The organism is Bacilli bacterium, assembly GCA_036381315.1.
Classification (GTDB): Bacteria; Bacillota; Bacilli; order Paenibacillales; family KCTC-25726; genus DASVDB01.
The window spans coordinates 16895-29843 of the sequence record DASVDB010000176.1 but is presented as its reverse complement, the minus strand read 5'-3'; the positions used below and the strand labels follow the sequence as shown (position 1 = coordinate 29843).

At 50.7% G+C, this 12949-nt stretch carries 12 protein-coding genes; all 12 read left to right on the top strand.

All coding sequences use genetic code 11. The annotated features are described in order from the left end of the window. Positions 1–11: 11 nt before the first annotated feature. The 12 genes from nuoI to VF260_13150 all read left to right on the top strand — a co-directional run bounded on the left by nuoI (position 12) and on the right by VF260_13150 (position 12949). The gene (gene nuoI, locus VF260_13205; protein HEX7058139.1) at positions 12–467 is read left to right on the top strand and encodes an NADH-quinone oxidoreductase subunit NuoI; all 456 of its coding nucleotides are present in this window, start codon (positions 12–14) and stop codon (positions 465–467) included. Further along, positions 464–988 (top strand): NADH-quinone oxidoreductase subunit J, encoded by a 525-nt coding sequence (locus VF260_13200; protein HEX7058138.1) that lies wholly within the window; start codon positions 464–466, stop codon positions 986–988. The genes nuoI and VF260_13200 overlap by 4 nt, the downstream gene beginning before the upstream one ends. Before the next feature lie 2 nt (positions 989–990). Beyond that, complete coding sequence (gene nuoK / locus VF260_13195; GenBank protein ID HEX7058137.1) at positions 991–1302, top strand: NADH-quinone oxidoreductase subunit NuoK; 312 nt, start codon at positions 991–993, stop codon at positions 1300–1302. A gap of 57 nt (positions 1303–1359) precedes the next feature. Further along, positions 1360–3246, top strand: coding sequence for an NADH-quinone oxidoreductase subunit L (nuoL, locus tag VF260_13190; GenBank protein HEX7058136.1), 1887 nt, complete (start codon positions 1360–1362; stop codon positions 3244–3246). Then, positions 3236–4867 (top strand): NADH-quinone oxidoreductase subunit M, encoded by a 1632-nt coding sequence (locus VF260_13185; protein HEX7058135.1) that lies wholly within the window; start codon positions 3236–3238, stop codon positions 4865–4867. The genes nuoL and VF260_13185 overlap by 11 nt, the downstream gene beginning before the upstream one ends. Before the next feature lie 3 nt (positions 4868–4870). Next, on the top strand, positions 4871–6376 hold the full coding sequence (locus VF260_13180; GenBank protein HEX7058134.1) for an NADH-quinone oxidoreductase subunit N: 1506 nt from the start codon (positions 4871–4873) through the stop codon (positions 6374–6376). A 172-nt stretch (positions 6377–6548) separates the two neighbouring features. After that, complete coding sequence (locus VF260_13175; protein ID HEX7058133.1) at positions 6549–9368, top strand: S8 family serine peptidase; 2820 nt, start codon at positions 6549–6551, stop codon at positions 9366–9368. Positions 9369–9488: 120 nt separating this feature from the next. Continuing rightward, positions 9489–9641: a cytochrome c oxidase subunit 2A gene (locus VF260_13170; protein HEX7058132.1), complete on the top strand. Its 153-nt coding sequence runs from the start codon at positions 9489–9491 to the stop codon at positions 9639–9641. 12 nt (positions 9642–9653) lie between these two features. Further along, positions 9654–10121 (top strand): cytochrome c oxidase subunit II, encoded by a 468-nt coding sequence (locus VF260_13165; GenBank protein ID HEX7058131.1) that lies wholly within the window; start codon positions 9654–9656, stop codon positions 10119–10121. Between the two features lie 12 nt (positions 10122–10133). Beyond that, positions 10134–11816 carry a cbb3-type cytochrome c oxidase subunit I gene (locus VF260_13160; protein HEX7058130.1) on the top strand — a complete coding sequence of 561 codons (1683 nt, stop codon included), beginning with the start codon at positions 10134–10136 and terminating at the stop codon, positions 11814–11816. Between the two features lie 506 nt (positions 11817–12322). After that, positions 12323–12475 (top strand): cytochrome c oxidase subunit 2A, encoded by a 153-nt coding sequence (locus tag VF260_13155; protein HEX7058129.1) that lies wholly within the window; start codon positions 12323–12325, stop codon positions 12473–12475. Positions 12476–12487: 12 nt separating this feature from the next. After that, the gene (locus tag VF260_13150) at positions 12488–12949 is read left to right on the top strand and encodes a cytochrome c oxidase subunit II (GenBank protein HEX7058128.1); all 462 of its coding nucleotides are present in this window, start codon (positions 12488–12490) and stop codon (positions 12947–12949) included.

Genomic DNA, 12949 nt, shown 5'->3' with positions numbered 1-12949 from the left:
GGTGAACCAGGATGAAGGGCCTCATGAAAGGGTTGGGAGTTACCTTCAAGACGATGTTTCAGGAGAAAGTAACGACCAAATATCCCGATGTACCAATCAAAATGCCCGATCGCTTCCGCGGCGTCCAGCATTTTGTGCCGGATCTGTGCATTGTTTGTTATCAATGCCAAAAGATTTGCCCGACGCAATGCATCAATTTGACCGGAAAGCCGAACCCCGATCCGGAAAAGAAAGGGAAAGTCATCTCCACATATGATATCAACTACGAGCTGTGCATTCTGTGCGACCTTTGCACGGAAGTTTGCCCGACGGAAGCCATTTTGATGACGAACAATTTCGAATTGGCGACATACAGCAGGGACGATCTGTTCAAAAACATGGAATGGTTGGACAAAAACAACAAGAACGTTCGCAAGGACAACAATTCCTTCGCCGCCAAGGCAAGAGGGGGAACGAAAAGCGAATGAGCAATCTGATCGATTTTTTCAGCCACGGTGAAACGCTTGTCTTTACCTTTTTTTCGATTTGCGTGATCAGCGGGGCCATTTTCATGATCAATTTTCAAAAAGTCGTGCATATGGTCATTTCGCTGGCGTTTACCTTCTTAAGTTTAGCCGGGCTATATGTCTTGCTGGAAGCGGAATTTGTCGCGTTCGTACAAGTGCTGATCTATGCCGGGGCCGTTTCCATTTTGATGATATTCGGCATCATGCTGACAAAGCACAATCAGGATGAGGAACAGCCGAAACGTCCGTGGCACCAGGCGTTGCTGTTGATCGGGTCGGCAGCGTTATTTGGCGTATTGTTTTACGCGATCCGCAATTCCACATTTCCCGGGGCGCAGGATTTTCACCCGGCGCAAAACAACACGCTGCAAATCGGCGAGCTTTTGTTCAACCGGTATGTGATTCCGTTTGAAATTGTTTCCGTACTGTTGACCGTGGCGTTTATCGGGGCTATTGTCATTGCGAAAAGGGAGGATGAATAACGATGAACGGTTTGATTTCATCCTATTTGATCCTTGCGGCCATTTTGTTCTGCGTCGGCTTGTATGGCGCGCTTTCCAAAAAGAACGCCGTCATTGTCCTGTTATCCATCGAATTGATGCTGAATGCGGTCAATCTGAATTTGCTCGCCTTCGCAAAACTGGGGGAACATCCCTCGTTGACGGGACAAATTTTTTCCTTATTCAACATTACGGTTGCCGCGGCTGAAGCCGCCGTCGGCATTGCGATCCTTATTTCGCTTTATCGCAACAAGGGAACAAGCGACGTCACGGAAATGGATGAAATGAAGCACTGAAATGCGCTTTTGCGGATGTCTTGCTGCGCAAAACGTTGAGGAGGAAGGGAAATTTCCATGGAATCGACTTTTTCACAACTGGCCTGGCTGATCCCGTTGCTGCCGCTTTTGGCGTTTCTGATCCTGATGGCCGCGGGCAGGATGCTAAAAGAGAATGGGGCATACATCGGCATCATCGCGACGTTCGTGGCCTTCGTTTTGTCCATTCTGGTGTGGAGCGAGCGTTTGGGCGGATCCGTGCAGGACTATACGCAGGATGGCTGGCAATGGATCCATCTCGGCGACTTTATTGTACGGATCGGATATGAAATCACCAATCTGAATGCGTTGATGCTCGTCATCGTCTCGTTTGTCAGCTTTGTCGTCAATATCTATTCGAAAGGCTATATGCAAGGCGACAACCGCATTCACGTCTTTTTCAGCTATGTGGCGTTGTTCACATTCTCCATGCTCGGGCTTGTCATTTCCGCGAATTTGATTGAGCTGTACATTTTCTGGGAACTCGTCGGCGTTTGCTCGTTTCTTTTAATCGGCTTCTGGTATTTCAAACCCGAAGCGAAAGCGGCGGCGAAAAAGGCGTTTATCGTTACGCGAATCGGCGATGTCGGCTTATTGGTGGCGATTTTGCTTCTGTACTGGAACATCCCGGATCATCTGCTTGAATTCAGCGCGATACATAATGCGATTAGCCAGAACTTGATTTCCGGCAACATTGTCACATGGATCGCCATTCTCATTTTTGTCGGCGCGGTTGGCAAATCGGGCCAATTTCCGCTGCATATCTGGCTTCCCGATGCCATGGAGGGCCCAACGCCGATCAGTGCGTTGATCCATGCGGCAACGATGGTGGCGGCGGGCGTCTATTTGGTGGCAAGGACTTATGATGTATTTCTGGCCTCACCGACGGCGCTGACGGTAGTGGCGATAGTGGGCGGTTTTACGGCGATTTTTGCCGCGACAATCGGCGTGGCGCAAAACGACATCAAACGCGTGCTCGCCTATTCAACCGTGAGCCAGCTGGGATATATGATGATGGCTTTGGGGTTGGGAACCTGGTTGGCATATACGGCCGGCATTTTCCATTTGTTCACGCATGCGTTCTTCAAAGCGCTGTTGTTCCTGGGGGCGGGAAGCGTGATTCATGCTGCGCACACACAGGACATTAATGAAATGGGCGGACTGGGAAAAAAGATGAAAATCACCGCCTGGACGTTCGGCATCGGCGCTTTGGCGCTATCCGGCATCGCGCCGCTGTCGGGATTTTGGTCCAAAGATTTGATTTTGGCGGAGGCATACGACAACAATCGGTGGCTCTTTTGGATCGGCTTGATCGCCGCGTTCTTCACCGCCTTTTATATGTCGCGGTTGTTTTTTCTCGTATTTGCCGGAAAGCCGAAAAAAACGGAACATGCGCACGAGTCTCCGGCTTCGATGACCTTTCCGCTCGTGATTTTGGCGGTATTGGCGGTTGCCGCGGGCTTCGTGCTGATTCCGGGCAACCCGTGGTTGGCTGTTTGGTTGACCGGCCAGGAAGATATGGCGGAGACGGTAAATTGGACGGTCTTCATTTTGTCCAACGCGGTCGGGTTGCTGGGCATTTTGCTTGGGTGGCTCATGTACGCGAAACAAACAATTGCGCGCGACGCGATCAGCGCGCGTGTCCCCTGGCTTTATACGTTGGTGCATCGCAAGTATTTCATCGACGAAATCTATCAGGCGGTCATCGTGCGCCCTTTGCGATTCATCGCGCTTTTGTTGCAATGGTTTGACAATTTGATCGTGGACGGCATCGTCCGCCTCGTCGCCTTGATCGCGGTTGTTCTTGGCAGACTGGACGCCCGCATGCAAAACGGGCAACTGCAGTCCTATGGGCTCATAACCGTTGTCGGCTTTATGATTTTGCTGATCGTACTTGTGGGAAGGAGGTTCATCCATGTTGGATAATATCCCGATTTTGTCCCTGATTACCTTCTCCCCGCTTCTGGGCATATTGGTTTTGCTGTTCATGCCGCGCGGCAATGGACGTTGGCTGAAGATTGTCGGGATTGCAACCACTTTGCTGCCGCTTGTTTTGTCGATACTGTTGTTTACGCAATTCGACCGGCATTCCGGCGAAGTTCAGTTCGTGGAAAATGTAACATGGATGCATATTCCGTTAAATCAAGAAGGCAAGTTTATTTATGGTTTATCCGATTACTTCATTCAAATCCAATACAAGATGGCTGTGGACGGCATGTCCCTCGTCTTGCTTGTGCTGACGGCGCTCGTTTCTGTAATGGCGGCGCTCGCCGCCGCGCACATCAAGAAACGGTGGAAGACGTTCTACATCCTGTACCTGCTTATGGAAATCGGTTTGCTGGGCGTCTTTATGGCCAGAGACCTGATTCTGTTCTTTATCTTTTTCGAGCTGGTGCTGGTGCCGACTTTCTTCCTGATCGGCATTTGGGGATACAAGGAACGGGAACGCGCGGCCAATAAATTTTTGCTCTATAACGGGATCGGTTCCGCGGTCATGCTGATCGCTTTCCTCATTTTAATCAATACGGCCGGTTTTGTGGCAGTTCCGGGCGAGCAGGGAACTACGGCGTATTATACCAGCGACTATGATCAAATTGTGCAGAACTTGAACAATTCGCAAGCGCTCGTTAATTATGGCGCGGAATTGCAGCCGGGCTTCCCGAATCCGATGCATCTTGGCGATACGATGAAGTGGGCGTTGTTCCTTATGATTCTGATCGCCTTCGGCATCAAGCTGCCGATCTTCCCGTTCCATACCTGGATGTTGAAAGTGCATGCGGAAGCGCCGCCTTCCATCGTCATGGTGCACTCCGGGATTATGTTGAAAATGGGCGCGTACGGGTTAATTCGCTTCGGCATGGAACTGTTCCCCGGTCAGACGAAAGAGTGGGCGTTTATGATCGCCGTGTTGGGCGTTATCAACATTTTGTACGGTGCGGTGCTGGCATTCCGCCAGGCGGAATTCAAGCTTGTGCTTGCTTATTCCAGCATCAGCCATATGGGAATTATCCTGTTGGGAATCGCGGCCCTTAATGTGCTCGGCGTAAAGGCGGCTATCTTTCAGATGCTGTCGCACGGCTTGATTTCGGCGCTCTTGTTCCTGCTGGTCGGCAGTATTGTCGAGCGCACCGGCTCGACAGAGTTGAACGAACTGGGCGGGTTGGCGAAATCCATTCCGTTTATAGGCGGAATATTAATGCTGGCCGGTCTTGCTTCGCTTGGCCTGCCAGGGCTCTCGGGCTTTGTTGCCGAACTGATGGCGTTTACCAGTCTGTTTGATTCCCATCCGGCCGTTACGGTAATCGGCATGATCGGCATTATTTTGGCGGCTGTATATATGCTGCGGGCCGTCTTGAAAATCACGTTCGGGCCGATACCCGAACGCTTTGAGCTGCTGAAAGAAGCGCGCTTGATTGAAGCTGTGCCGATGGTTACGCTGGCGGCGGCGATTGTGCTCGTCGGTGTCTATCCTTCACTGTTCGATCAACAGATACAAGAAACCGTCAATGCGATGTTGCAAAATTTCGATATGAGGATAGGGGGTTAGACGATGCCGCTTCATATGGAAGATTTACAATATCTGCGACCGGAAATGGTGCTTGTAATCGTCGCCGTTTTGGCGGCGATCCTGGATTTGGCGATGCCCAAACAAATCAGCAGACATATTCTCGGGTGGTTTACGCTTGCCGGCATCATTCTTGCCACATTGTTTACAGGCATGCAGTTTGATTTGGAAAAGCCTGTCGCGTTGCTTGACCAAAGCTATCGGGTGGATGATTTCAGCATTTTGTTCAAATTGTTTTTCCTCGGCGCGACCGGCTTGATCGTGCTGATGAGCATAGGGACGGTCAAACGCGAGGAGATTCCGCAGCTTGGCGAATTTTATTATTTGTTTTTGCCCGCTACGCTCGGCGCGATCATTATGGCTTCGTCGGGCGACCTGATTACGATGTTTATCGGGCTGGAACTTTTGAGCATCACTTCTTACATTCTGGTCGGCATGCGCAAGAATCATTTGCGCTCCAATGAAGGAGCGTTCAAGTATTTGGTGCTCGGCGGCATTTCTTCCGCGTTTGTTTTGTACGGGATGTCGTTTTTGTACGGAATGACCGGCTCAACAAGCCTGGACATGATCAATGCGGGATTGCAGCAAGTTTTAAATAATTATGGGGCGCTGACGTATGTGAGCTTTTTCCTGATGTTTCTCGGGTTCGGGTTCAAGCTTTCGGCTGCGCCGTTCCACAATTGGGCTCCCGATGTTTATCAGGGCGCGCCGACACCGGTTACGACATTTTTAGCCGTCGTCTCCAAAGCTGCCGGGCTCGCGATTTTGTTCAGGATTGCCTACAGCGTCTTTTTCGGCTTGGGCAGCCTGCAGGTGCAGCATTTGAGCAACGATGTCTTTAAGGCGTTGGCCGTGCTGGCTGCGGTTACGATGATCGTCGGCAATTTCTCGGCGCTTAAACAGCGCAACATGAAACGGCTACTGGCGCTCTCCGGCGTGGCGAACGCAGGCTATTTGCTCGTTCCGATCGCGACGAAGTTTTCCGCGTTCCACTATTCCAATTTTTCCGAATTGTTTTATTACCTGATCGCTTATCTGTTAATGACGATTGGCGCGTTCGCCGTGTTTATGGCTGTCGGCGAATCGACAAACAGCGAGGAAACGCGCGCCTTCGCCGGTTTGTATTACCGTGCTCCTTTTACGGCGGCGGCAATGACCGTGCTATTGGTTTCATTGGCCGGCTTTCCGATTACCGGCGGGTTTTTCGGAAAACTATATATCATTATGGGAACGCTGCAGCTTCAAAATTACTGGCTCGCCGCCATCATGATCGGCACAAGCGTCGCCTCTTTTTATTACTATTTCGGGATCATCCGGCAGATGTATATGCGAACATCCGACGTGCCCGGGCAAGTTGTTGTCAGAGTGCCGCTTGGCATCACCATTTGGCTCACGACAATCGCCACGTTCTGGATGGGCTTGTTCCCGCAGCAAATTCTGCAGGGGATCGAGCAAGTGTTCAGCTTGAGCGCCGATTTGTTTATCCGGTGACGGCAAGGAAAAAAGCTGTGTTGCAATCAGTGCGGACCTGTTGGCAGCGGCGCCTTACGGTCCGTCTTTTTGCATTGCGGCAGAAATTGCCGGAAGGGAATCTACTTGAAGTATAGAAATTAATAGGAACTGTAATTTAATCGGTGGCAAACATACAAAGGGAAGATTGGCAATGGTAAAAACGATGCTGCATATCATCATGGCAATAGCTTTGACTGCAACCGGTATTGCGGGAACTGCCGACTTCGCCGGCAGGACACTGACCGCGGCGAACGCACCGGCTAATTCGGCTGCGGCCAATTCCGGTCAATCGTTGGCGAAGCCGGAGACCGGCTTATGGATCATCAAATGGAAGCAAACGCCGCCGGCGGCATTTCGGCAGAACAGCGACATATTGGATGAACAAGGCAAATTCGGCATTACGGTTGCGCGCCCGAAAAAAGGCGTAAACCTGAAGCGGTGGTTGGCGCAGCTTCAATCGTGGCCGGAGATTCAGTATATACAGGCCGATCAACAGGTAAAGGCTGCCGCAAACAAAAGCGTCGTCCCGAACGACCCGGAATTTCCCAAGCAAACATATTTGCGGCAAATTCATATGGAAAACGCATGGAACCATACCGAGTTTTGGCGAACAATCACGATTGCCATCGTGGATACGGGAGTGGATTTGCAACACCCTGATTTGAAAGACAAACTGGTTCCGGGCGCCAATCTCGTAAATCCGGAAAAGCCGCCGCAGGACGATAACGGGCACGGCACCAACGTTGCCGGCGTGATCGGCGCTATCGCCAACAACAAGCGCGGTGTGGCGGGCATCGTCTGGAAAACCAAAATTATGCCGATCAAGGCGCTGGAAGCAAACGGCAACGGCACGGAAGATAAATTGGGGGAAGGAATCACTTACGCGGTGGACCATGGAGCGAAAATCGTGGTGTTGTCGGTCGGCATGAACCGCGATTCCGCTTATATGCGGGATGTCATAAAATATGCCGAAGACCATGAAGTGCTGCTTGTTGCCGCTTCCGGCAACGAAAGCCGCGACGTTAAATTTCCCGCCGCCTACCCGCCTGTATTGGCGGTAGGGGGCATTGCTCCCGATAATCTTGTCGAACCGGAGTCCAATTACGGCCCCGAACTGGATGTGGTCGCTCCCTGGACTGTCAGGACCACTGCCCTTGGCGGAGGTTACGCCAACAATCAGGGCACATCGATGGCTGCCCCGCAAGTTGCCGGGATAGCGGCTTTATTGTGGTCGAAATATCCCGATATGGAACCTTACGAAATTCGCAACATGATTCGGCAGACTGCGGAAGATGTCGCGGCGAAAGGATGGGATCCTTTCACCGGATACGGGCTTTTGCGGGCCGACAGGGCGTTAAACACGCCCTATCGCAAAGACATGTATGAAAACAACGGTACGATTACGCTGGCAAAACCGCTGCCGGTCGACAGTTTGCTTTATGGCGAATTTACCGGGCCGGACGATGCCGATTGGTTTTACGTTGATGTCCCGTATGACGGGGATCTCGCAATACAATTGCATGCCATGAATGGCGTGTCAGCAAAAGTGGCGCTGTCTTATTACGCCACGGCGACGGATCGCGCGAAAACGTATTCGGACGTTTTGACCAAAACGATTCATATCAAGGCAAAAAAGGGCCGCCGTTATCTCAAATTGAATGTGTCGTCGCCAAGCGCGGCGAAATCGTTTGCTTACAGCCTGAATGCGCAATTTACGATCGGCGCCGATCCGTTTGAAAACAATGACAGGCAGTATATGGCATACACGCTGCCGGATAGCTCTGCCGATATTGTGGGCACATTCGACCACACGGATGACCAGGACTGGTATATGGTTAATGTGCGCGAATCCGGAATTTTAAGCATGAATGTTACGACGGATACGGCGCGGATGGATTTGGCGCTCACATTTTCCCGAAAAAATGAAGCTTCCTTCACGAAAGATTGGAATCAGGACGGTTTGGAGGAAAGCATTGATTCGATTGATGTCACGCCGGGCCAATATTATATCGCCGTCCAAAATGTGATCTCCGGCGATGAAAAATCGTTGCCGGTGCGCGGGCAATACACGCTGCATATTTCGTTCAGCAAAAAACTGCTCGATCCGAACGAACCCAATAATAAATTCTACCAGGCGGTGGCAACCGCGCCGAATACGGTCTATGAAGGAGTGATTCACCAAGCGGACGACGCCGATTGGTTCATGTTCCGGGCGGACGGCAAGAAGTTAATGAAAACGGTTCTCTATGATATTCCGGCTGACCGCATCATGTCCATGACTTTGTATGACGCAAATCAGAAACAAGTGGCAATCAATGTGAACACGCTGGGCAATACGACTCTCAGTTTTGAAAAATTGTTGCCCAAGGGGACTTATTATGTTCGCCTTACGGCGGACGAACCATTCTTTTCCCAGTATTATCATTTCAAGGTCACGGCGCACGAATTGACGGCCGGTTACAAGGATATCGACAACAGCTGGGCAAAAGACGCCATTGTGGCATTGCGCAACAAACAGATTTTAATCGGGTATGCGGATTACACGTTCCGGCCCGACCAGGGAATTACCCGGGCGGAGGCGGTAACGGCGATCGTCCGCGCTTTTAAGCTGAAAAAAGACAGCACGCTCGTATTCAACGATGTGAAAAGCACGCACTGGGCTTCCGCGGATATTTCGGCAGCGGCTAAAGCGGGGATTATAAGCGGCTATCCGGACCGGACGTTTCGGCCGAACCAAAAGATCACGCGCCGCGAAATGGCTGTGATGATCGGCGCGGCTATGAAGTTGAAAGGCATTCATACCGGCAAGGCGCCGTTTCGCGATATTACGGCGAACAGTTGGGGAGCCGATATGTTGGCGGAAATGAAGCAAAAGGGCTGGATTTCCGGTTACGCCGACGGTTCGTTTATGCCGAATCGCCCCGCTTCCCGGGCGGAATTTGCCGAAATGCTGAACAATGTATTGAAATAAGTATCGTTATTCAACATGTTGTAACGCAATTGCGCCGGTGGTTGTGATTATTCTCACTTTCACAAGCCTCGCAAACGGATATTGTTTATTCGTAGCCATACTTATAGGAGGTTGCGAAGAATGAACACGCACGAAATCGATTACGAAAAAAAGCATGACGCAAGTGAGGAGGATCACACCCTTAAAGGTACGATTGTATCGTCTAGTTTGGTTACCGCATTTATCATCATCGCTTGGACGGCGGTCTTTTTGCTCTATTTGTCCAGAGCGTAAGGGGGGATTCGCATGCGCATGCACAGATCGGAAGAGATTTGGCTTACCGTCACTACGGCTTTTCTCGTATTGTTTTTGTTGATCGGCGGATATTTGACCGTTCAGCTTGCGATGAGTCCGCCCAGCCACAGAGAAACGATCGATCCGCAAAAAGTCGGGCAAACGGCGCCATTTGACAATCCCGGTGTGAAGAAAATCGGCGAAAATGAATATGAAGTCGTCATGACTTTGGAAGCGTTTATGTTTACTCCCGGCGATATTGAGATTCCCGCAGGCGCGAAAGTTACGTTCAAACTGACTTCGAAAGACGTCGTGCACGGCTTTGAGGTCGCCAAAACGAACATCAACGCAATGGTGATGCCCGGCCAAATTCAACAAATTACGCAAACGTTTGATAAACCCGGCAAGTATTTGGTTTTATGCAATGAGTATTGCGGCGGCGGCCATCAATTTATGTCGGCAGCGATTACTGTCAAGTAAGGAGGCGAGCGAATGGAACTTGTATTGAATCCAACAACTTCGACACAGCAAGCTGTGAAAAAAGTGCTGGGCGTAAAACTGCAGGATGCGAAACTGTCATTGTCTTATTTATCCGTATCGTTTGCGGCGTTGTTTGTCGGCGGAATAATGGGGCTTTTGCAAGGGCTGGATCGTTCCGGCATCATGCCGCTGCCGGCGTGGCTCAGTTACTATCAGGTGCTGACGGCGCACGGAATCCTGATGTTGCTTGTGTTCACATCAACGTTTGTTGTCGGATATATTTATGCCGGTATGTCCTATACATTGGACGGCCTTTTGCCAAAAGTGCGCCGATTGGGTTGGATCGGCTTTGGACTGATGGTTGCAGGCGTCGTCATGGTTATGACAACCGTGGCGATGGGCGACGCGTCCGTGTTGTACACCTTTTATCCGCCGCTTGCCGCATCGCCGTACTTCTATATCGGGCTTGTATTGGTCGTGCTCGGATTATGGTCGTGCAGCGCAGGCGTCTTTATCAACTACCGGTATTGGCGAAAATTGCATCGCGGGCAGCCGACGCCGTTATTCGCCTATTTTGCCATGGGCATCTTCGTGCTCTGGTTTTTTGCCAGCATTCCCGTGGCGGTCGAAGTTTTGACGCTCATACCATGGTCGATGGGCATTTTGCCGACAATAAACGTGATGTTTAGCCGCATGCTGTTTTGGACGTTTGGCCATACCGTGGTGAACGTCTGGTATTTCGTCGCGGTATCGGCCTGGTATGTCGCCGTGCCGAAAATTATCGGCGGGAAAATCTTCAGCGACAAATTGGCGCGCGTCGTCGTCATCCTGTTGGTTGTGCTGAATTTGCCGGGCGGATTTCACCACATGATCATCGACCCCGCTTTGTCGAACGGCGTAAAATATTTGCACGCGTATATGAGCATGGCCGTCGCCTTTCCGTCGCTGATGACGGTGTTCGCCATGTTTGCCGTATTCGAACGCGTCGGCAGAAAAAATGGCGGCAAAGGGCTTTTCGGCTGGTTCAAGAAGCTGCCGTGGGGCGATGTCCGCTTCCTGGCGCCGATGATCGGGATGATTTCCTTCATTCCCGGCGGAGCGGGCGGAATCATCAATACCAGCTTTCAATTGGACCAGGTTGTCCACAATACGCTCTGGGTGGTCGGGCACTTCCACTTGACCGTGGCCATGACAGCCGCCGTCACCTTCATTGGCATCTGCTATTGGCTGATCCCGCATTTGACGGGGCGGGTGCTGACGCCAAAAATGAACAAGGCCGGCGTGGCGGCGACCCTGATATGGACATTCGGCATGATTTTGCTGTCCGGTTCGCAGCATTTGGCCGGCTTGTCGGGCGATCCGCGCAGAACCGCCTATACGACCTACAACGGCAGCGAAGTGGCGGCAAGCTGGGACCCTTACGAGCTCGTCATGGGGATTGGCGCGGTAATTTTGCTGATCGGCCTTTTGCTGCAGGTGTACAACGTCTTCCATTTGATGTTCCGCGCGCCGAAGGGTAACACCGAATTTCCGGTCGCGCACGCGGACGATGAAAAATCAACGCCGATGTGGATGGAACGTTGGGGGTTGTGGATCGTCATCATGTTGCTCGTGATCGGCATGGCATATGCGGTTCCGGCAGTCGACTTTATCGTCAACGCGCCGCCCGGGTCGCCGCCCATCCGCACATGGTAATGGCGGCCATTGCGATGAATTGGAATCGCCGATAGCCATCCGCGTGCAAGCAGTGGGTGTGCACGGTGCGCGCTTTCTGGACCGTCCGGCATATTTTTGCCGTGCGGTCTTTTCTTTTAGTTGGATTTTGTACAACTAAATTTACCGAAATATGCTGTTTTTAAGAAGTTAAATGGATTTCATCCATCTAATTCAGGCGATTTCCCGCATATTGGCTTTTTTTAAATAAAATAGTTGGATGAAATCCAACTAATCGCATCTTAACGGTAGTTTCAACGAAATTAGTTGGACGAAATCCAATTAAATTTGCCGGGCAGCGCGCCCGCCTAAGCAAATCAGAGTATAACTTCGTTCAATTACGACAATTTTCCCAATTAAATAAAATGGTTCTAATTGTTCACGATGTTGTAACGATAATGGCTTTAAGTTGTGATTAGAATCACATTTGGCCTACCCCTTCCAAGTTATTGTTTAAAAAAACGTATTAAAGTGGGAGGGTTATTAAAATGGAATCGGTAAAAACTGACGCGCCTAAAAAACTTGACGGCAAAGATGAAGAGCACTCGTTAAAAGGCGCGGTTGTTTCGGCAAGTCTCGTGACGGCTTTCATCATCGTATCTTGGACGGCCGTCTTTTTACTATATTTATCCAGAGTTTAAGGAGGGGTTTTTATGCACAAATCGGAACGAATCTGGCTTACGGTCAGCTTTGGTGTTCTCGTGTTGTTTTTGTTAATAGCCGGATACCAAACATTTGTGTTGGCGATGGGGCCTCCAAGCCATGTGGAAACGATTGATCCGCAAAAAGTGGATCAGACGCCGCCGTTCGACAAACCGGGGATCAACAAGATCGGGGATAACGAGTATGAAGTCGTCATGACTTTGCAAGCGTTCCAGTTTAATCCAACCAATTTGGAGATTCCTGCCGGAGCGAAAGTGACCTTTAAGCTGACATCCAAAGACGTCGTTCACGGCTTTGAAATTGCCAAAACCAATATCAATGCGATGGTAATGCCGGGGCAAATTCAACAAATCTCTCATACGTTCGACAAACCTGGCAAGTATTTGGTATTATGCAACGAATATTGCGGCGGCGGGCATCAATTCATGTCAACTGCGATAACGGTGAAGTAG